Source organism: Halomonas sp. E19, assembly GCF_052439355.1.
Taxonomy (GTDB): domain Bacteria; phylum Pseudomonadota; class Gammaproteobacteria; order Pseudomonadales; family Halomonadaceae; genus Halomonas.
The window spans coordinates 1,601,937-1,621,641 of record NZ_JBNFWU010000001.1 but is presented as its reverse complement, the minus strand read 5'-3'; the positions used below and the strand labels follow the sequence as shown (position 1 = coordinate 1,621,641).

The window sequence follows — 19,705 nt, the reverse complement described above, 5'->3', positions numbered from 1 at the left end:
CACGATGAAAGACGATCATGACAAGCGCCATGATCCTCGTCTCGAGCGGATGCGGGCCTGGCTTGGCCAGGCCCGCTTCTTTGCCGAGGAGGTCTACTCGGCGCGCTACCGTGGAGCGATCGCCCGGGCGCGACGCGACGAGGACGATCTGTTCATGCTGCTGGTGTTCTCAGAAATGATGGGCGTGCCCAACCCGGCGGCCTACTACACGCTGGAGCTGCAGCCGCTGCTGCTGGAACGCTTCCACGACTGGCACCGGCGCATGGGCATGGAACACTCTCCTCTCGACCACTTCCGGTGTTGCTGACCATGAACGAACTGCTGAACAAGCGTCTTCTGTGGGTGGGCGGCAAGGGCGGGGTGGGCAAGACTACGGTGTCGGCGGCGCTAGCGGTGCTGGCGGCGCGGCGCGGCCGCCGCGTGCTGGTGGTGTCCACGGACCCGGCCCACAGTCTGGGCGATGTGTTCGACCGTGAACTGGGTGATGCGCCCAGGCGCCTGCTGCCCAGCCTCGATGCCATGGAGATCGACCCGGACGCCGAGGTGGAGGCGCACCTGGCGCGTGTCACCGAACAGATGCGCCGCTTCGCCGCGCCCGAAATGATGAAGGAGCTGGAGCGCCAGATGCGCCTGACCCGGCAGTCGCCGGGTACCCAGGAAGCCGCGCTGCTGGAACGTTTGGCCCGGCTCGTTACCGCCGATGACCTCGGCTATGACCTGATCATCTTCGATACCGCGCCCACCGGGCATACCCTGCGGCTGCTGACCCTGCCCGAGGCGATGGCGGCCTGGACCGATGGACTGCTGGCACACAACCGCCGCTCAGAGTCGCTGGGCAAGGTGCTGGGGCACCTGACTCCCAAGCGCGGGCGCGACGTGGCCACGCCCTTCGACGACCCCGAGGAGGACCCGCTGAGCGATCTCGATGATCGTACCCGCGAGGTGGCGCGTACGCTGCTGCAACGCCGCCGCCTGTTCCACCGCGCCCGGCGGCAGATCGAGAACGCCGAGACTACCGGCTTCCTGTTCGTGCTGACTCCCGAGCGGCTGCCGATCCTCGAGACCGTGCGGGCAGTCGAGGCGCTCGAGGCAGTCAAAGTGCCGGTTGCCGGCACGCTGATCAATCGGGTCCTTCCCGAGGAGGCCGACGGCGAGTTCCTGCGTGCGCGGCGCGAGCAGGAGGCGACCTACCTGGCGCGCATCGACGCCGAGCTGGCCAGGTGGCCGCGGCCGCGGCTGCCCTGGTTGCCGACCGACGTGCAGGGCATCGAAGTGCTGGAGGAGCTGGCCACGCGGCTGGAGGCGCTGGGGTTCTAGCCGGCGCGCTCAGCCGGCAAGCAGCTCCAGGCGGCGGCTCTGCCAGTGCACCACGGCGGTACGCGAGAGCATCTTGCGTGCCAACTGCGGGTGCTCGCGATGTATCACCTCGGCGGCGAAGTCGGCCAGGAAGCGTGATTTCATCTCGGCGCGGGCACGGTCGACGCCGATCGTTTCGAACGGTGTCGAGGCCAGCAGCAGGAAGCCGTCGTCCGGAATCCGCCCGGCCTGCATGTTGGACGCGATGATTGCCGCGGCGGTGCCGATCGGCTGCGACAGGTCGGGGCTGTAGGGGCCAACGATCAGGGCGGTATTCGGCAGGTGCAGGAAGTCGAACCCGCGCCCGACGCAGATCACCCATTCACGGTGCTCCAGGTCGAGTTCGCGAGGTGTTCCGCGCAGCGCTTCCACGTGCGCCAGGTTGCCGATGAGCAAGGGCAGCAGGTCGCGGCGGATATCGGCCGGCATGTCGGGGCATAGGGTGGCGACGCGATGGTCCAGGCTGTCGGCGGCGCCTGGGTCGAGCGTGCTGAGGTCGAGGATGTCGCCACTGTCGCCGTGCAGCACCAGGGCATCCTGATCGGTTTCGAAGCCGCACACCAGCGGGTAGACGTGGCGCTGCTCGCGGCCGAAGATCCGCTCGGCCTGGTGGCGAATCTCGTGGGCGTGGGCCAGCGCAGCCTCGGCGTTGCAGGCGAAGCCAGCGCAGCCACGCCGGCGGTCGCCGCGCGAGAAGTGGTAGCTGATCAGCATTAGCACGCCGTGGCCGGTATGGATGGCCTGTTCGACCGCGTCGGTGAGGATCTCGCCCAGGTAGGGCCAGCCCAGGTGGAAGATGCCGCCAAGGTTGCGAAACGGCGTGATGATGCCGAGCGGCGTGCGGGTCGCGTGGGGCAGGTGGATGCGCCCGTCCATGCACTTCATGGCCAGGATGCGGGTCGGGTGGGCGGCCAGGTAGCGTTCGCGGGCCAGCCAGGCCGAGGGGCTGCAGAAGGTGTCGGCGTGCTCGCGCGACAGCGCCAGCAGCGCCTCGATCCGCTGTTCGATGGGGCGGTCGTGAAGTGACATGGGGGGCTCAAGTAGCGTTGTTATCGGGTTATCGTCACCGACTCGGCCGCGAGATGCAAAACGCCCTTGGTCGCACGAGTGGTTTTTCACGCCTTGGCCCACCCGATACGCCTCAACCGATGTCGACCTTTTCCTGGTACTCGCACAGATCCTCGATCACGCAGCTGCCGCAGCGCGGGCGGCGTGCCACACAGGTATAGCGGCCATGCAGGATCAGCCAGTGGTGGGCGTCGTGCAGAAACTCCTTCGGTACATGGCGCAGCAGTTTCTGTTCGACCTCGACCACGTTCTTGCCCGGGGCAATACGGGTGCGGTTGGAGACCCGGAAAATGTGTGTGTCCACCGCCATGGTGGGTTGCCCGAAGGCGGTGTTGAGGATCACGTTGGCCGTCTTGCGCCCCACGCCGGGGAGCGCCTCGAGTTCGGCGCGGGTGTCGGGTACCTCTCCGCCGTGCCGCTCGACCAGGATGCGGCAGGTCTTCATCAGGTTCTCGGCCTTGGTGTTGTACAGGCCGATGGTCTTGATGTGCCCCTTGAGCGCGTCGAGCCCTAGCTCGAGGATGGCCTGAGGGGTGTTGGCCACCGGAAACAGCCGTGCGGTCGCCTTGTTCACGCCCACATCGGTGGCCTGGGCCGAGAGCAGCACGGCGGTGAGCAGCTCGAAGGGGCTCTGCCAGTCCAGCTCGGTAGTGGGATGGGGGTTGTGTTCCCGCAGGCGGGCGAAGATTTCGTAGCGTTTCTGGGCGTTCATGCGGCATTCGCTTATCGCGGTTGGGTGGCCAGCAGGGCGTCGCGGGCCTCGGTGAGCAGGCGGGTCGCCTGGTCGAGCTGCGCCTCGGCCAGGTGCATGGCCTCGTCGTCCTGGCGGCGCTTGGCGCTGTCGTACTGCTGGCGCGCCCGCTTGAGCGCCTGCTCGGCGGCCTTCACCGCCATCTGGCGCTGCCGTTGCTCGCCGCCAGGGGCGGCGCTGCGCGAAGCCCGCGAGCGCTGCTGGATGGCACGGCGCTGTCGTTCGCGCTGCTTCTGCTGGGCTTCGCGTGCCAGCCGGGCCGTGCGCGCCTTGAACCGCTGGCGTGCAAGGCTGGCGCGCTGCCGCAGGTAGGCCTGACGCGCCGCGTCGCTGTCGGCGGCCTGCCATGCGGGGTGCGGCAGCAGGTCGATACAGTCGACGGGGCAAGGGGCCACGCACAGCTCGCAGCCGGTGCACTCCTGAACGATCACCGTGTGCATGCGTTTGCTGGCGCCGAGGATGGCATCCACCGGGCAGGCCTGAATGCACTTGGTGCAGCCGATACATTCCGCCTCGCGGATCACCGCCACTAGCGGCAACTGGGCGGGCTGGGCGAGAGGCAGTAGCGACTGGCCGGTGAGTTCGGCCAGCTGGGCAAGGGTGGCCTCACCGCCGGGTGGGCAGCGGTTGATGGGCTCTCCGGCCGCGATGGCCTCGGCATAGGGGCGGCAGCCTGGATGCCCGCACTTGCCGCACTGGGTTTGGGGCAGCAGGGCGTCGATGGCATCGATCAGTGTCGGTTGACCCGTCACGAGTGCTCCTGTTGGGCGCGTGAGAAAGCGTCGGCCCGTGCCGACAGGCAGGCATTATACGTGCTGGCCCGGGGTGGGCCTACCTGGGTGGGTTGACCAATGCCGCTTCAGACTGCCTGGTCGGCTACCTCGTGGAATAAGCACACCCGGTTGCGGCCGCTGTTCTTGGCCTGGTATAGCGCCTGGTCGGCGGCGCGCATGATTTCGCCGATATCGTCCAGAGTCTCCGGCACCCGTGAAGCGACGCCGATGCTGACGGTGACGCAGGCCCCGGTAAGCGATGCGGCATGGGGCAGCGCCAGGGCCTCGATGGCGGTCAGCAGCGCGGCGGCATGCTGCCTGGCGGCGTCGAGGGGGTATCGGGCAGCAGTGCGCTGAACTCCTCGCCGCCGGTACGGGCCAGCAGGAAACCGTGCTGGCTCAGCTGCTGGTCCATGCATTTCGCCAGCTCGATCAGGCAGGCATCGCCGGCGGGGTGTCCGTAATGGTCGTTGTAGCGTTTGAAGTGGTCGATATCGATCATCATCACCGCCACCTCGCCTGGTGCCGGCTGGCGGCCAAGCAGGGTGGCGAAGCGCTCGTCGAACAGGCGGCGGTTGGCGATGCCGGTCAAGGGGTCGCGCTGGGTCAGCGTCAGCAGCTGGGCTGACTGCTGGCGCTGATGGCGCCACAGGTGCCGGAATTCGCGTGCCAGGGTGCCGATCTCGTCGCGGCGGGCAAGGAAACTGCTGGGCATGGTCTCGGCCTGGTCATGCTGTAGGCGCTGGGTGAAGCGTGAAAGCTGGCGAAGGGGCGAGAGGACGATGTGCTCAAGCAGCCACAGCACCAGCAGCAGGGTCACGATCAGCACGCCGCTGGTCCAGTAGAGTGCGAAGCGGAAGGTTTCGAGCGTGACCTGGTAGCGCTGTCGCGGCAGCACTGCCTCAATGCGAACGGCGCGGCTTGGCGGCAGGGCAGGCACATAGCGGCTGGCCTGCATCTGCATGGGTGATAGGCGTACCAGCTCTTTGTGGGGCCCAGTGGATGGCACGCCGGCCAACGTCAGGTCGATGCCGGTGGTGTTGCGCAACTGGTCGACCCAAGGCTCGGAGAGCGGGCGCACCATGGCCAGCCAGCCTGCGGAAGGGGCTTCTTCTCGGCTCTGGTAGATGGGTGAGAGCGCGGCCATAGCGAGGTTGGGGAGTACCAGCAGCCAAGTGTGCGAAACCGGCTCCACGCCGCTGCGAATATAAGCATCGAGAAACGAGACTGCCGGAGCGGCCCAGCCGCAGGATGACAAGGCGCCGGGACAGGATCGGAACTGGCCCGCTTCATCGTAGCCGACCACCCAGTAGGCGGCGTTCTGGTTATCCAGGAACAACATTGTCTGCAGCTCGAGGGTTTCGAGCGTGGCTTCGTAGAGGTTCGAGTCGACGTATTCCGGCCGCTCGCCGCGCACGAAGTCGTAGGTGTCGTCCCAGTGCGCCCAGTCTTCCACAAGGCGTCGCATATGGTTGAGTTCGCCGCCCAGGGCGCGCTCGACCCGGTCGAGTTCGCTGCTGGCGAAGGTTTCTTCGTCTTCCAGCAGGATGGGCATCACCTGGTAACGCGCGACCAGCACCAGTGCCAGCAGCGCCAGCAGCAGCACGCCAAGCAACGCCAGCAGGAAGCGCTGCCTCAGGGAAGCCAGAGTGGCAAGATTCATGTGTGTGGCATGCCTACGGCCGGGAGCGAAAGCCCAATATATGCTTTCTTCGACCGCAGGCGGCCAAACTTTAATCTAGCCCGGTTATTTGACTCGCTGGCCGGGCTCCGCGCCGGCATCCGGCGAGAGCAGGTAGATGCCGTCGCCGCTACCTGCCGCCAATACCATGCCTTCGGAAACCCCGAAGCGCATCTTGCGCGGGGCGAGGTTGGCGACCATCACCGTCAGTCGGCCTTCCAGGGCTTCTGGCGCGTAGGCGCTGCGAATGCCGGCAAAGACGTTGCGCGTCTCGCCGCCCAGGTCCAGCGTCAGCTGCAGCAGCTTGTCGGCGCCTTCAACATAGTCGGCCTTGGCAATGCGGGCGATGCGCAGGTCGACCTTGGCGAAGTCGTCGAAGGTGATCCCCTCGGCAATGGGGTCGTCGGCCAGCGGCCCTTGGCGGCCTCTTTCAGCTTCTGCTCTTCCACCAGATCCTCCTTGGATGCCTCGATCATGGCATCGATCTTGTCGCGCTCCACCCTGGTCATCAGCGGCTTGAAGGGGCGATGGGGTGGTCGAGCAGTACGCCATGGCGGCTCGACCAAGCGAGAGAATCCAGCGCCAGGAATGCCTGCGCCTGCTCGGCCATGGCCGGTACCACCGGGGCCAGGTAGACCATCAGCTGGCGGAACAGGTTGATGCCCACGGAGCAGATGTCGAGCACCTCCTGCTCTTGCCCTTCCTGCTTGGCCAGTGCCCAGGGCGCTTTGTCGGCGATGTAGGTGTTGGCCTCGTCGGCCAGTTCCATGATCTTGCGCACGGCGCGTCCGAATTCACGCGCCTCGAAGTCCTCGGCGATGCCGTCGCCGGTGGCGATGAAGCGTGCCACCAGCTCCGGCTCGGCGCAGTGGGCCGAGAGCCTGCCGTTGCCCAGCTTCTTGACGAAGCCGGCACAGCGGCTGGCGATATTGACTACCTTGCCTACCAGGTCGGCATTCACTCGGGCGGCGAAGTCGTCGAGGTTGAGGTCAAGGTCGTCGACCCGTGAGGTAAGCTTGGCGGCGAAGTAGTAGCGCAGGTACTCGGGGTTCAAGTGTTCGGCGTAGGTGGCGGCCTTGATGAAGGTGCCGCGGGACTTCGACATCTTGGCGCCGTTGACGGTGACGAAGCCGTGGCAGTTCACCGCGGTGGGGGTGCGGAAATCGGCGCCGTGCAGCATGGCCGGCCAGAACAGTGCATGGAAGTAGACGATGTCCTTGCCGATGAAGTGATAGACCTCGGCCTCCGAGTCCTTCTGCCAGAAGGCGTCGAAGTCTATCCCTGTGCGGTCGCATAAATTCTTGAAGCTGGCGAGGTAGCCGATGGGGGCGTCGAGCCACACGTAGAAATACTTGCCCGGGGCGTCGGGGATCTCGAAGCCGAAGTAGGGCGCGTCACGGGAGATATCCCACTCGTTGAGCCCAGACTCGAACCACTCCTGCAGCTTGTTGCCGATCTGGGTCTGGACGTGGCCGCCGCGGGTCCACTCGCGCAGGAAATCGGCGAAATCCGGCAGCTTGAAGAAATAGTGGGTGGAGCTGCGAACCTCGGGGGTGGCGCCGGAGATGGCCGACACCGGGTCGATCAGCTCTGCCGGGGTGTAGGTGGCGCCGCAGGCCTCACAGTTGTCGCCGTACTGGTCGGCGGCCTTGCACTTGGGGCAGGTGCCCTTGATGAAACGGTCGGCCAGGAACAGGCCCTTTACCGGGTCGTACATCTGCTCGATATCGCGGGTGGCGATATGGCCACGGTCGCGCAGTCGGGTGTAGATCAGCTCGCTGAAGTAGCGGTTCTCATCGGAGTGGGTCGAGTGATAGTTGTCGAAGGCGACGCCGAAGGTGGCGAAGTCGTCCTGGTGCTCCCGGGAGACGCGTTCGATCAACGCCTCCGAGCTGATCCCCTCCTGCTCGGCGCGCAGCATGATCGCGGTGCCGTGGGCGTCGTCGGCGCACACGTAATGGCATTCGTGGCCGCGACTCTTCTGGAAGCGCACCCAGATGTCGGTCTGAATGTACTCGAGCAGGTGGCCGAGGTGGATCGAGCCGTTGGCGTAGGGCAGGGCACTGGTGACCAGGATCTTGCGCGGGGCGCTTGCATTGTTCGACATATCGGCTCTGGAATTCCCAAGAAAATCAGACCCTCGATTGTAGCCCTGTTGGGCGGTGACTGCACCCGGTGCGGTCATGCCCGGCAGGCTGACGCTTGAGCTAGGCTGAAGCTAGAACGGTGAGACAGGGAGGCCGACTTGGATCCGATCTTTTTCGAGGCGTTTCCGGCGCTGCTGCGCACGCTGGTACTGGGGGTGCTGGGCTACGCGAGCCTGGTGTTTCTGCTGCGTATCTCAGGGCGACGTACCCTGTCGAAGATGAACGCCTTCGACCTGGTGGTGACGGTCGCGCTGGGTTCGGTACTGGCGACCGTCATGCTGAGTCAGGACGTGACCCTGGCGCAGGGGGTGCTGGCCTTCGCGCTGCTCGTCGGCATGCAGTACCTGGTCACCTGGATGAGCGTGCGCCAGCGCTGGGTACGCCAGCTGGTGACCGGCGAGCCGGCGCTGCTATTGCTGCGTGGGGAGTGCCTTCCCCAGGCGCTGCGCAAGGCAAGGGTGACCCCGGATGAGATACGCGCCGCCGTTCGTGCCGCCGGCATGGCCTCGCTGAACGACGTCGAGGCCGTGGTGCTGGAAACGGACGGGTCCTTCAGCGTGGTGGGGCAGGCGCCCAGTGGTGAGGCGCCCAGCCTGGAAGGCGTGAAGGTGCCTGGCGCCGGACAGGAGGCTTGGAGAAGCCACTGAAAGGTGGCGCTCGCCGGTGCCAGGACTCCCCCATTAAGGAAGGAAAAGCCAATGCATGGAAAGATGCGTGGAGGGAAGCCGCTAGGCAGGGTGCTGCATTCGCACCCCTGGCTGGTGCTGGCGGCAGGCCTGGCCGCGGTGATGGCTGGTGCCACGCTGGCGGATCGTGCACGGCGCTGGCGCCTGGTGCGGCAGGGCCACATCGCCAGACGGTACAGTGCCGGCGTGGAGCCAGTTCGTGCGGTTGCTGCTCAGCGGTCTCTTCGAGCACCCCGCCGTCTTCTGGCTGATGTTGCGCGACTACGTGCGCATGAATGTCGCCTTGGGGCCCGAGCTGCGGGGCATGATGGCGGATGCCATCGAAACGCGCCTGCCGGGCCTCACCCAGCCTGTCATGCTGGTACGCGGCGGCAGGGATCTTCTGGTGCCTGCCAAGTGGTTCTTGCGTGCCGCTCGCCTGACCGATGCGGCACAGGTGGTACAAATTCCCGGCCGGGGGCATGCCGTTCACATCAGCGCGGCTGAACGGCTGGTGCAAGCCCTGCGTTCCTTCCTGCTGGAAGGGAAGTTGCCCAGCGGCACGGCTGGCAAGCTCAGCGGTGGCAACTAGACTGTTGGCAAGTGAAAAGACACAACGAAAGGAAGCCCCCACCGTCAGGGAGAGTCGCCATGGAACGTTCAGGCCGTATTGCCCCGCTGCATCCGTGCTGCGTCAACACAGATTCCAATACCCATTCCCTTCCCAATACCAACGCCATCCGCCCGGCATCGGCCCGCCTGCAGGGCACTGGCCGTGCCTGGCTGCTGGGCGCTTCCGCCGCCGTGCTGCTGGCGGGTGTCGGCCCGGCCCAGGCGCGTGAGCCGGCGGCTGAACAGCTGCTTGGCCATGAAGCGTCGGGCGAGGCTGCGTCGCTCGAACATCCCAGCGAGTATCTGCGGGTCAGCGAATTTCCTGGCGGGCTGGTGGACGCCGACCTGGCAACCTGGCAGGAGTACCTGCCCGACATTCAGGATATCGAGATACCCTCTTCGGCGGACGATTACCAACAGCCGGCACTGTTCTACGCCCCCGAAGGTGAGGAGGAGCGGCCGCTGCTGATGGTGCTGCACAGCTGGAGCACCGACTATCTGCAAAACATCGATATTCCGCTTGGACAGTTCGCCGCGGCCAACGACTGGGCGTTCATTCATCCCGATTTTCGCGGTGAAAACGACGGCCGGCCCGAGTCGACGGCCTCCGACCTGGTCATGTCCGACATGGAGGATGCCCTGGCCTATGCGCGCGAGCATGCCAACGTTGATGAATCGCGCATCTATCTGCTGGGCTATTCCGGCGGCGCCATGAACGCACTGCACCTGGCGAGTCGCAATCCCGACGTCTTCGCCGGGGTAGCCGCATGGGTGCCGGTCTACGATCTGGTTCGCTGGCACGAATGGAACGCCGAGCGCGGCGAAAAATATGCCGAGGAGATTGCCGAGGCCTGCGGCGGCGTGCCGGAAGAGGGCAGCGAGGCGCACGACGAGTGCGTGCAGCGCAGCCCCAAGGCGCATGTCCCCGACGTGGCCGGCCAGCTGCGCGTGCTGATCGCCCACGGCATCGACGACGATACCGTCCCCCCAACCAGGCGCTGTGGGCATTCAACGACCTGGTGGATGAGGGTGAACGGATTCCTGATGCTCAGATCGAGCAGCTGATGGAACAGGGCGAAATCCCGCAGGAGCTGCTCGAGCGTTCCACCCATGACGAACGGGAATTCCCCCTGTTCGACGAGGCCGAATCGCCGGTGCTGCTTTATATCCAGTCCGGCCCGGTGGAGCTCGTGCTGTTCGAAGGCGAGCATGAAATGCTCTATCGCCCTGGCTTGGAATGGCTGGCCCGGCAAGAGCGTGAGTAAGGATCAACACCCAGTTAAGGAAGAGAGATGAGCGACACGACCAAGGTTCGACGCCCACGCAATGTGGGCGTCCTGTTATTGGCGCTTGCTGCCCTGGCGGCGGGCGGGGCGGCGCATGCCCAGCAGGCACCGCCCGCCAGCCCGGGCACCTGGGCGGAGGTGAGTGAACCGCTGGCCGGCCCCCGCGCGTTATCGGTCCTTTCGATGGAGGCTGTATTGCAGGAGCCGAAGCGTTGCCACTGGAAGGAATCGGCTACCAGGCCGTGGATATCGAACGTAACCGCCACTATGGCCACCCGTCGCTGATTGCCTATATCGAGCGCCTTGGGCTGCGCGTCAACGAGGCGGGCTTCGGGCCGATGCTGGTGGGTGACATGGCCCAGCCGCGCGGTGGCCCCATGCCCTACGGGCACGTGAGCCATCAGACCGGGCTGGATGTCGACATCTGGTTTCGGCTCGACCTGCCGTTCCTCGAACGCAGCGAGCGGGAAGAGCTGGAGCAGCCGATCCTGGTCGACCCGCGCACCCAGCGGCTGGATGAGCGGTGGACGGCTGAACACGCCGAGCTGATTCGGCTGGCGGCCGATGATCCGCGGGTGGCGCGCATCTTCGTCGACGGGGCGGTCAAGCGTGACCTTTGCGAGCGCGAATGGGACGACCGCTCCTGGCTGCGCCTGGTGCGCCCTTGGCACTCCCATGATGAGCATCTGCACGTGCGGCTGCGCTGTCCGCCCGACCAGCCGGAGTGCATCGACCAGCCCGCGCCGCCTCCCGGTGATGGCTGTAATGCCATTGCCGCCACGCCGCGCCCCGAGGTCTACCCCAGCCCGGGACGTTCGCTGCCGCCCGCCTGCCGGGCGATTCTCGAACAGTAGTCCAAACCGCTGTTGTCGGCTCGCTGCGGAAGACCGAGCCGGGAAAGATACTCAGGGCCTGCCTCCGGCTTGAGCCACCAGAGACTGGCCTTTCAGGAACCTTTCGCGCCAGGCCCTCACCCGCTGGATGGGGTAGGGTTTGGCGCAAGCAATATGGGCTTCCATCAGGAAGTTCATGCGTGCTCCGCTGGGCTTGCCCGATACCACGGTGGCCAGCAGCAGTGTATCCAGCACTAGGCGCTGCTCCTCAGCGGATAACCGGGCAAGAGTCAGGCGGTGGCGGGGCCAGTCCACCTCCAGGTGCCGCTCCGCTGCGCCGGCCAGCGGCATCAGGCGAGACAGTAGATAGACGTGATTGGGATGCGCGTCCTGGTTGCGCATGAGCATCTCACCGACGGCATGCAGCAGGGCGTGGCGCGCATTGGCCCCTAGCGGTTGGCGCCTGGCCTCAAGATGGTCCATCCAGGCGTCGATGGCGTAGGGCCCTAGGGCCTGCTCCCAGGCCTTGTTCAGGATGCGCCAGGTGATGATGGCGTTCCAGGCGGCATACAGCGGCCCGGTGATCAGCGGCAGCACCCCGCGCAGGGCGACGCGACCCAGCACGCGACGTACCAACACCCGCAGCACGAAGGTGCTGACCCCGACCTTCATGCGATACATCACGGCCATGAGCGTGAGCTTCCAGCCGGCCATGTAGGCATAGGGGTCGATGCCGTAGATGCGATGGCGTGGGCTTGGAAACTCCAGGGCCACCCGAGCAAGGCCGCGCAGTATCAGGCCGGGGTGGGAGTCGCCGTGCAGCGGGGCCTCGGCGATGCGACTGATCGAGGCCACGCCACGCAAAGCATTCCAGTACAAAAACAGGATCTCCACCGCACTCACCACGCCTGCCACGGCGAAGAAGCCGATCCAGTAGGGCATCTGTTCCATCAGGGTCATGTCCTGCATCCCGTCCAGCATGCCCTGGCGCATGAACCACTCCATGCCGCCGATGATGCCCCCCGATAGGATGCCGGCCAGCATGGCCCAGCCTACCGCTCGGCGCCGGACACGACGCAGCGCTTCGATCTCACGGGGCTGGCGCGGCCGCTTCGGCAACTGCTGCCGGGCATTGTGCTTGCGTAGAAAGCGGGCCGCCCACCGTTCCAGCAGGCTGGGATCGGGGTCGTAGTGTCGTTCCGGTGCGGCATCGGCCATGGTCATGACATTCCATTGTCCAGAGAGGTTGCCTTCAGGTTAGCGCTTCGACCGGTGTCCGACGAACCGCAAGCGAAACGCTGTTTGAAAAACGTTGACGCTTCGGCTGGGCGAATTCTATTTAGCGCTACCGGCAATGTCTGCCGGAGCACCAAAACACTCTTGAGGGTACGTGAACATGGCTCTGCGCCGCTGTTTGCCCATTCTGCTGGTGGCCACCCTGGTGGCTGGCTGTGCCGGCAATACCACCATCGCTCCCCGCTACACGACCGAGAATCCGGATCTCCTGCGTATCGGTGGGGAACGCCCGTCCAACCCCGACGTGCGGACCGAGCCGTCCGGCTCCTTCTGCATCGAGGTGACCGAGCGCTGGAACGATCATGGCAAGACGCCAGACGGCCAGACGCTGTGGGCGAAGGACACCCTGCGCAAGGTCGTGCCCTGCAACTAAGTCATGCCTGCCACAAGCCATGCCTTGTAACACTATGAGGCCCGTCGCCAACCGTCGCGACGGGCCTTTTTGATGCGCATTGACCAGTTGCGCCGGATGGTACTTGGCTCAGGCCGAGGTGTGGCGGGGCGGGGGTGCCGGCCTGCATCAGTCGATCCACCTGGGGCAGACAGCGTGTCTGGGCGCCGGGAGTGAGGTAGGGACGAAGGATCGGCTCCATGCCCTTGAGTACCTGTACCGGCAGCGCCGAGGTGAAGCGGAAGCTGTCCGATTCGCTGCCTGGTACGAAGGCCGTCAGGGTGCCGAAATGGTCGTCGCCCAGGAAAAGACGTAGGTAGCGGTGCGGTTTCTAGCCTTGGACTGAAGCACCTGGCCGCTGCGGGACAGGGTCTCGATACGATTGTTGCCGGTGCCGGTCTTGCCACCCATGGCCAGAGGGTCGCCATTTTCCAGCGTGAAGCTGCCCTGCAGGCGACGAGCGGTGCCGCCTTCCACCACTTGCGAGAGCGTTTCGCGTAGCACTGCCGCTACTTCTGGTGCCATTACCCGATAGCGCTGGTTGTCGGCGGGTAGCCAGTGCGTTTCGTAGGGGGTATCGACGGCGAAGTGAAGGGTATCGATGCGTAGGGTGGGCAGCCGCACGCCGTCGTTGAGGATGATGCCCACCAGCTCGGCCAGCGCTGCCGGGCGGTCGCCCGAGGAGCCGATGGCGGTGGCCAGAGAAGGCACCAGATGGTCGAACGGGTAGCCGAGGCGCTGCCAGCGCTGGTGCAGGCCGACGAAAGCTTCCACCTCCAGCATGGTACGGATGCGCACGTCGCGTGCGCTGCGATGGCGGGTCTTGAACAGCCAGCCGTAGACCTCCTGGCGCTGCTCGCGGCTGGCCGCGGTGGCCTCTGCCAGTCTGGCCTCCGGATGGTCGAGCAGGTAACCCACCAGCCACAGTTCCAGCGGATGCACCCGAGCCACATAGCCCTGATCCGACAGCGTCAGGGCTTCCGGGGCATAGCGTGCATACAGTGCTTCGAGCTGCCTCTCTTCGAGCCGGGTGCCTTCGGGGAGCCACGCGTGCAGGAAGGCTGCAAAGCTGTCCCGATCGGCTTCGGGGAACAGGTAGCGATGCACTGCCGCCAGTCGGGGGCGGAAAGTGTCAACCCGCCGAGGAAGGCGGTGAGGCGTGCATCGCTGTCCTGCCCCTGGTACTTGCGCCAGAAGCGCTGCAGGAATACCTGGCTTTCGCGGTCGGCGAAACGCGCCAGGTACTCCTGGCGGCGCGGGTCGTGGTCGTTCTCCAGCAGGCTGCTGCGCGGTTCGCGCTGGTGGGTGCTGTAGCGCACCAGGTCGCGCATCAGGCGAATGAAGGGCAGGTTGAGCGACTCGCGCATCGCTTCCGTGAGGGTGGGGTTGCGGCCGTTGTCCTCGCGTCGAAAATTATTGAAGGTGTGGCGACCGCCGCCGGTGAAGAAGGCTTCGGCCGGACTGGCCGAATAGCGCCGTTCCATGGCGGCCTGCAGCAGTTCATGAAGGCCGAGCTCGGGATTGGCCGCCAGTTGGCCGAGCACCCAGTGGCTGAGGGTGTCCTGCCGGTCGATCTCGACCTGGCGCAGGGCTTCGCCGGGCTGGCCGGCGTGGCGCTGGTAAAGCTCGGCGACCACTTCCAGGTAGGTGGCGAGCACCCGAAGCTTGGCGGTAGAGCCCAGCTCCAGCTTGCTGCCTTCGTTGATATCGAAGGGCTGGCCGGTGTTATCGGTCTGCACGCGCACGCGGAAGCCATCGTCGCTGCGCTCCAGTAGCGTGAAGCTGTAACGCACGTCGGCGGTCTTATCGCCGCTCAGCAGCCGTTCGCCGAGCAGGCCAATCTCGGCGGCGAACTCGGGCTCGGCAAGGCGGTGCAGGTAGGCCGTGACCTCGCGCTGCAGGGCGCCGTTCAGCGTGGTGCGCGCCTGGAAATCGATGCGGTCCAGGTCATAGAGCGAGGTACCCAGCAGCGTCGCCAGGCGCTGGCGCGCCATCTGCAGCCCCTTGTCCTGCTCGACGCGAAGCCGCACCGGGTCCTGACTGAAGTCGCGGAAGGTGAGGTGCTGGCGCAGCGCCGCCTGGCTGAGCGCCGGGCTGATCCAGCCACTGTCGGCCATCAGGCGCAAGTAGCTGTCGGTGAGCCGTTCCAGCGCTGCTCGCCCTTCGGCCAGATACCATGAGGGCGCCGCTGCGCGATCATCAGCGCCGTGATCTGGCGCAAGGCCAGCCCGGCGGCCTCCTGCTCGCCCGGCTTGTCGGAGTGCGCGGAGAGCGTCTGGTTGAGCTGGTTGAAATCACTGCCGAACCAGATCCACAGGCCATCGCCCAGGCCGTGCACCTCGCCGTAGCCGGGGGCGGCTGCCAGCGGCACGGTGTTGAGATACTGCAGCGCCACGTCCTGGCGGGCGGTCAGCGTTTGCGGGCCATGCTGGTAGCTGCGCACGCTGGCCGAGACCATCTGGCGCAGTTTTTCCATGGGTGAATCGGTTCTTCCGCGGGGCGAATGGCGGTATTTCTCCATTTGCGTAGCCAGGGTGCTGCCACCAGATGACTGGCCGGGCATGTCGAGCGCGCGGCCCATTTGGGAGAAGGCCGCCTTGGTAAAGCGCGGCCAGTCCACGGCGGGGTTGGCGTAGGGTGTGCTCTCGTCCAGCAGATGGCGATTTTCGATGAACAGCAGGGTCTGGACAACCAGCGAAGGAATGGCGTCGAAGTGCGGATATTGCCGCTGAGGGTGGCGAAACTGGTAAAGCGTTTCGCCACGACATTCGTTCAGGGTAAGACCTGCCTGGGCCTTTTCTGCATAGGGAGCAAAGAAGCCCCGTTCGGTGAATTCCAAGAGCGGCCTGGAGAAGCGGGCCTGATGGGTGATGTCGTAACCGTTGTCCGTGAGGCGTTGTGCAAATTCGGGCAGGTGCGTATAGCCCAGCCGTTCGTCGAAGGGGCCATGGGTAGGAAAGTGAATACGGTCACTCTTGCCTGGGGCCAGGCGATAGCTCAGGGTGCTGGCGTAACGGGAAAGCTCTTGTGCCTGGAAGTGCGAGGTTCTGGCTTCGGCGACCAGCAGGGTGGCCAGGGTGACGCCAAAAAAGCCAGCAGAATGGCCAGTGTGATGTACAGGTAGCGATGGGAACGCACGCGTGCGGGAGCCGGCGTCAGCCTAGGTTCCTGCAGGAAAGGGGAGCGATGCTCGCTCGATTCACCGTCCGCAAGCCATGCTATGTCCGTGTCACGGTGATGTGGCGGATGTTGCCTGCGTGACCCCATGCGTTACCCCCTACTGGCCGGTTGCAACTCCCAGGAAACACGGGCGTCAGGTCTGCGCGTCTTCCACGGCAACGAAGTGGTGAGGCTGTTCGGTAGGCGCTCTTTGGCCCAAGGCGATGTTCGCTGGGCCAGCAGCTGTCACGTTTCGCTGTCGCTCACTTTTCGTTGTAGCTCACTAGAGCAAGGGGAGAAAGAGGATGGCCGAGTTATTTTTAAGGGCCGGTGGAGGGGGCGGCGGCAGTGACTCCCGCCGTGAAGAGCCCATCGACTGAAAAGCACAATGAAAGCAGTTGGACGTAGGGTAGTGTCCCCAGTAGAGGTTGTGGGGCAGTAAGTATGGCTTGTTTGGGTAATGATAGGGAAAATTGGATTAAAAAAAGCAAAATCCACTACGTGCTTTACCCTGAAACGGTCGGGCGTTTTACCGGCGCAGCGAAATGCCACCTTGCAAACGCAGCGCCGGGCACCTTCTGCGTACTCCTCGTCCTTAGTAGAGTGCCTGCTCTTCACTGACGACTTCTTTTAGTAACTCTAAAAACAAGCGGTCGGCTTCGGAATGCTCGGCGGGGTCCTCGGGAATGTGCACGCTGGTGGATTCGGAAATCTCGTTGGCGATGCGCGTCATGGCATCGTCGGCTCGGGCGTCGCCATAGTGTCGACGAGCGATGTCAAGGAGCGCTCGAGGATCTGGGGCTCCTGCAGAAGCTTCTTGATGAACCCACGCAACTCATTAATTACTCTGATTTTTTGAATTTCCGAGGCGGACATGGCGGTCTCCTTTTCGTATCGGCCGTGTCGTGTCAGAACCGACCATAGCATGTTTGTGTATGGGCAAGAGCGCCCTTTGCTCAACCGCCCCCTCCAAGCGCCGAGTTGGCTGCGTTGAAATGGCGTCAGTCTTACAAAAAAGTCGCGTTCCTACTGTTGGACAAAGGATAAACTTCGGTTACGCTTACTTACATTCATGAGAGAGACTGTCCATGCTCACCCTTGAAGTGCAAGAGTTTGCTACTTGGTGTTCGGGGAAGTGCAGCAGTCATAACATGCATAAGACTTGCTTATTTTAGTGAGTAAGAATCCAGCCTGCGGCCCTCTCCGAAGGCGTCGAAAAATAACAAGAAACGTCAATGACTCGCCGACACTGCTTTCGCCACGGGCACTGCGGGTGCGGCCTCATGTAAGGGAACCCCAATGAAACCTTCCGCCGAACCGTTTCGTGTCCATCGCTTGGCCAGGGCCGTAGCGGTGGGATCCACCTTGGCACTGCTCCCACTGTCTACTGCTCTTGCGCAAACCTTGCCGCCTGGCCTGGCGTCGCCGGGCTCCATCGACCTGCAGCAGGCAGTACGCCAGGCCATCACCACCAACCCCGAAGTGCTCGCCGCCTGGAGCGGGTTGAATGCCGCCGGGCATGACGTGGGCGTGGCGCGCGGCAATTACCTGCCGAGCCTCGATGCCGCGGCTGGTGTGGGCCGCGAGTGGCGTGAAGGTGACAACCGTGGCAGCTACAACACCGAGTTTGCCGAGCTGCGCTTGACCCAGATGCTCTACGATGGCTTCGCGACCCGCAGCGAGGTCGCGCGGCTCGATCGGGCCAAGCTGGTGCGCTACTACGAACTGCTCGGCGCCAGCGAGAGCATCGCACTGGAGGCGGTGCGGGCCTACCTGGACGTCAGCCGTTATCGTGAACTGGTGCGGCTGGCCCAGGACAATTATGCCGATCACCTTCGCGTGTTCACCCAGATCGAGGATCGGGTGCGCTCCGGAGCGGGGCGCGGGGTCGATCTCGAGCAGATCAGTGGTCGACTGGCACTGGCCGAGTCGAACCTGATGACCGAAGCCTCCAATCTGCACGATGTCACTGCTCGCTACCTGCGTATTGTCGGTACTCTGCCGGCCGAGAATCTGACGCCTGCGCCACCGCTGGATGACCGCCTGCCGCCTTCGGTCGCCGAAGCGGTCAATCTGGCCTTCCAGGGCAACCCGGACTTCCATGCGGCGATCGAGAACATCGAAGCCGCTCAGGCCCAGAAGAGCGGCACCCAATCTGCCTTCCAGCCACGCCTCGACCTGCGTGGTCGCACCGGCACCAGTAACAATGAAAATGGCTTCGATGATGTCGGGCGTCGCGACCGCCACAGCGTCGAGCTGGTCGCCAGCATGAACCTGTATCGCGGCGGCAGTGATCTCGCCTCTTTCCGGGCCGCCAGCGAGCGCGTCGAGCAGGCCGTCAACCAGCGCGACCTGGTCTGCCACAACGTACGCCAGTCCACCCAGATCGCCTTCAACGATACGCGGCGCCTGCGCGAGCAGATCCGCTATCTCAATGAGCACCGCCAGTCCATCGATCGGGTGCGCGGGGCCTACCAGCAACAGTTCGATATCGGCCAGCGGACGCTCCTCGACGTGCTCGACAGCGAGAACGAATTCTTCGAGGCGAGCCGGGCCTACGCCAATGCCCAGTACGATATCGCTCTGGCCGATGCCCGCACCCTGGCGGCCATGGGGCAACTGATGCAGACCCTGGGCGTGATGCGCGATGACATGCCGTCGCTGGCGGAGCTGCGCAGCGACGGTGTGGCACTCGAGCCGAGCATGCTGTGCCCCGTATCAGGTCCGGAAGGCTTCACGCTGGCCGACTTCACCCGTGGTATCAGCGCCCCGGCGCCTACGCGGGCTCCCGACGTGACGCTCTCTGCCGATGCGCTGTTTGCCGTCAACAGCGCGGAGCTTGGGCCCGATGCACGCCAGCAGCTGGCTCAACTATCCCAGCAGATTCGCGACCGAACCGACCTCGCGCGGGTCTTCATCGCCGGCCATGCCGACAGCTCAGGCAGCGATGCCATCAATGATCCGCTGTCCCAGCGTCGTGCCGACAGCGTAGGCGACTACCTGGCCGGGCAGGGCGTCGATCGTAGCCTGATCGAGACCCGTGGCTACGGCTCGCGCCAGCCGGTCGCCAGCAACAGCACGCCGGAAGGGCGCCGCCAGAACCGTCGTGTCGAGGTCACGCTCGAGCGTGTGGGTGAGAGCCTGGACATGAGCGCCTGGCCCGGCCTGCAGAGCCAGACGAATGGCGATGTACCCCAGCCGGCTGCTGCTAGCCCGTCCGAGGCATGGGCCGCTACACAGCCCTTTGCCGGGATCTACGCAGAAGTGCTGGCGGACGTGGTGCAGCAGCCTTTGGTGGCAAGTCAGGCAGAGCGTATCGCACCGGCGGGCACCTACCTGCAGGTCGTAGCCCTCAAGGATGCGCAGCGCGCCGAGAGTGTGGGGCATGAACTTAGCGACATGCTGGCTCAGCCGGCACGACTGGTCAGTACGCCGGGTCTGCATCGCGTGCAAATCGGTCCGATAGCTGACCAGCGGGAGCTCAGTGCACTGCGCCGCCAGCTGGAGCAGCTCGGTTATCCCGACAGCTATGCGGTGCAAGGGTAAACGTTGCGGTCGAGGCGAATCGCCGGGCCAAGGCTCGGATAAGCATGGCTGAAGGCCCGCCTGGTGAGTCACCGGGCGGGCGATATATCCGAGGTGACTGTGACGCAACAAGAAGTGCTCGATTCCGTGGCAGGCGCGGCT

The 19,705-nt window shown here is 64.9% G+C and carries 16 protein-coding genes and 3 pseudogenes; 9 read left to right on the top strand and 10 right to left on the bottom strand.

The features are described 5' to 3' along the window. Positions 1-4 precede the first annotated feature (4 nt). Positions 5-307 carry a cory-CC-star protein gene (locus tag ACUDAL_RS08600; RefSeq protein ID WP_444677851.1) on the top strand — a complete coding sequence of 101 codons (303 nt, stop codon included), beginning with the start codon at positions 5-7 and terminating at the stop codon, positions 305-307. Positions 308-309: 2 nt separating this feature from the next. Next, positions 310-1,317, top strand: coding sequence for an ArsA family ATPase (locus tag ACUDAL_RS08595; RefSeq protein ID WP_444677850.1), 1,008 nt, complete (start codon positions 310-312; stop codon positions 1,315-1,317). A gap of 9 nt (positions 1,318-1,326) precedes the next feature. Here ACUDAL_RS08595 and ACUDAL_RS08590 read toward each other — a convergent pair whose 3' ends face one another. From ACUDAL_RS08590 to metG, 5 genes and pseudogenes are all read right to left on the bottom strand, one after another. Continuing rightward, the gene (locus ACUDAL_RS08590; RefSeq protein WP_444677849.1) at positions 1,327-2,385 is read right to left on the bottom strand and encodes a hypothetical protein; all 1,059 of its coding nucleotides are present in this window, start codon (positions 2,383-2,385) and stop codon (positions 1,327-1,329) included. Between the two features lie 112 nt (positions 2,386-2,497). Next, entirely contained in the window at positions 2,498-3,136 is a 639-nt protein-coding gene (nth, locus tag ACUDAL_RS08585) for an endonuclease III (RefSeq protein ID WP_444677848.1), read from the bottom strand. Positions 3,137-3,147: 11 nt separating this feature from the next. Further along, positions 3,148-3,927 (bottom strand): RnfABCDGE type electron transport complex subunit B, encoded by a 780-nt coding sequence (locus ACUDAL_RS08580; protein ID WP_444677847.1) that lies wholly within the window; start codon positions 3,925-3,927, stop codon positions 3,148-3,150. Positions 3,928-4,124: 197 nt separating this feature from the next. Continuing rightward, positions 4,125-5,503, bottom strand: a pseudogene (locus ACUDAL_RS08575) (diguanylate cyclase domain-containing protein); the annotation flags it as partial. A gap of 192 nt (positions 5,504-5,695) precedes the next feature. After that, a pseudogene (metG, locus tag ACUDAL_RS08570) lies at positions 5,696-7,736 on the bottom strand (methionine--tRNA ligase). Between the two features lie 138 nt (positions 7,737-7,874). On the opposite strand from metG, the gene ACUDAL_RS08565 reads away from it, so the two are divergent. From ACUDAL_RS08565 to ACUDAL_RS08545, 5 genes are all read left to right on the top strand, one after another. Then, positions 7,875-8,423, top strand: a complete 549-nt coding sequence (locus tag ACUDAL_RS08565) for a DUF421 domain-containing protein (RefSeq protein WP_444677846.1) — start codon at positions 7,875-7,877, stop codon at positions 8,421-8,423. 238 nt (positions 8,424-8,661) lie between these two features. Continuing rightward, positions 8,662-9,033, top strand: a complete 372-nt coding sequence (locus ACUDAL_RS08560; RefSeq protein WP_444677845.1) for an alpha/beta fold hydrolase — start codon at positions 8,662-8,664, stop codon at positions 9,031-9,033. A 59-nt stretch (positions 9,034-9,092) separates the two neighbouring features. Further along, the gene (locus ACUDAL_RS08555) at positions 9,093-10,118 is read left to right on the top strand and encodes an alpha/beta hydrolase family protein (RefSeq protein ID WP_444677844.1); all 1,026 of its coding nucleotides are present in this window, start codon (positions 9,093-9,095) and stop codon (positions 10,116-10,118) included. Further along, a complete protein-coding gene (locus ACUDAL_RS08550) occupies positions 10,118-10,318 on the top strand; it encodes a hypothetical protein (protein ID WP_444677843.1) in 201 nt (66 codons plus the stop codon). Before ACUDAL_RS08555 ends, ACUDAL_RS08550 begins: the two co-directional genes overlap by 1 nt. A gap of 233 nt (positions 10,319-10,551) precedes the next feature. Continuing rightward, entirely contained in the window at positions 10,552-11,193 is a 642-nt protein-coding gene (locus ACUDAL_RS08545; RefSeq protein ID WP_444677842.1) for a penicillin-insensitive murein endopeptidase, read from the top strand. A gap of 51 nt (positions 11,194-11,244) precedes the next feature. Here ACUDAL_RS08545 and ACUDAL_RS08540 read toward each other — a convergent pair whose 3' ends face one another. Next, positions 11,245-12,396: an LBF_2804 family protein gene (locus ACUDAL_RS08540; RefSeq protein ID WP_444677841.1), complete on the bottom strand. Its 1,152-nt coding sequence runs from the start codon at positions 12,394-12,396 to the stop codon at positions 11,245-11,247. Positions 12,397-12,568: 172 nt separating this feature from the next. On the opposite strand from ACUDAL_RS08540, the gene ACUDAL_RS08535 reads away from it, so the two are divergent. After that, positions 12,569-12,841, top strand: a complete 273-nt coding sequence (locus ACUDAL_RS08535) for a hypothetical protein (RefSeq protein ID WP_444679343.1) — start codon at positions 12,569-12,571, stop codon at positions 12,839-12,841. A 294-nt stretch (positions 12,842-13,135) separates the two neighbouring features. Here the strand turns inward: ACUDAL_RS08535 and ACUDAL_RS08530 are convergent, their stop codons facing one another. The 4 genes and pseudogenes from ACUDAL_RS08530 to ACUDAL_RS08515 form a co-directional block, all read right to left on the bottom strand. Then, entirely contained in the window at positions 13,136-13,810 is a 675-nt protein-coding gene (locus ACUDAL_RS08530; protein WP_444677840.1) for a penicillin-binding transpeptidase domain-containing protein, read from the bottom strand. A gap of 20 nt (positions 13,811-13,830) precedes the next feature. Beyond that, complete coding sequence (locus tag ACUDAL_RS08525; RefSeq protein WP_444677839.1) at positions 13,831-14,985, bottom strand: hypothetical protein; 1,155 nt, start codon at positions 14,983-14,985, stop codon at positions 13,831-13,833. Beyond that, a complete protein-coding gene (locus ACUDAL_RS08520; RefSeq protein ID WP_444677838.1) occupies positions 14,976-15,698 on the bottom strand; it encodes a transglycosylase domain-containing protein in 723 nt (240 codons plus the stop codon). Before ACUDAL_RS08520 ends, ACUDAL_RS08525 begins: the two co-directional genes overlap by 10 nt. A 915-nt stretch (positions 15,699-16,613) precedes the next feature. After that, positions 16,614-16,894 (bottom strand): annotated as a pseudogene (locus ACUDAL_RS08515) (hypothetical protein). Positions 16,895-17,422: 528 nt separating this feature from the next. On the opposite strand from ACUDAL_RS08515, the gene ACUDAL_RS08510 reads away from it, so the two are divergent. Next, positions 17,423-19,564: a TolC family outer membrane protein gene (locus tag ACUDAL_RS08510; protein WP_444677837.1), complete on the top strand. Its 2,142-nt coding sequence runs from the start codon at positions 17,423-17,425 to the stop codon at positions 19,562-19,564. The last annotated feature ends 141 nt before the right edge of the window (positions 19,565-19,705 follow it).

Excerpts from the sequence above, each read along its gene's own strand:
- ACUDAL_RS08555 (WP_444677844.1), top strand. The coding sequence starts at position 9,093 with ATGGAACGTTCAGGCCGTATTGCCCCGCTGCATCCGTGCTGCGTCAAC.
- ACUDAL_RS08590 (WP_444677849.1), bottom strand. The coding sequence starts at position 2,385 with ATGTCACTTCACGACCGCCCCATCGAACAGCGGATCGAGGCGCTGCTG.
- nth (WP_444677848.1), bottom strand. The coding sequence starts at position 3,136 with ATGAACGCCCAGAAACGCTACGAAATCTTCGCCCGCCTGCGGGAACAC.
- ACUDAL_RS08535 (WP_444679343.1), top strand. The coding sequence starts at position 12,569 with ATGGCTCTGCGCCGCTGTTTGCCCATTCTGCTGGTGGCCACCCTGGTG.
- ACUDAL_RS08600 (WP_444677851.1), top strand. The coding sequence starts at position 5 with ATGAAAGACGATCATGACAAGCGCCATGATCCTCGTCTCGAGCGGATG.
- ACUDAL_RS08595 (WP_444677850.1), top strand. The coding sequence starts at position 310 with ATGAACGAACTGCTGAACAAGCGTCTTCTGTGGGTGGGCGGCAAGGGC.
- ACUDAL_RS08550 (WP_444677843.1), top strand. The coding sequence starts at position 10,118 with ATGGAACAGGGCGAAATCCCGCAGGAGCTGCTCGAGCGTTCCACCCAT.
- ACUDAL_RS08540 (WP_444677841.1), bottom strand. The coding sequence starts at position 12,396 with ATGACCATGGCCGATGCCGCACCGGAACGACACTACGACCCCGATCCC.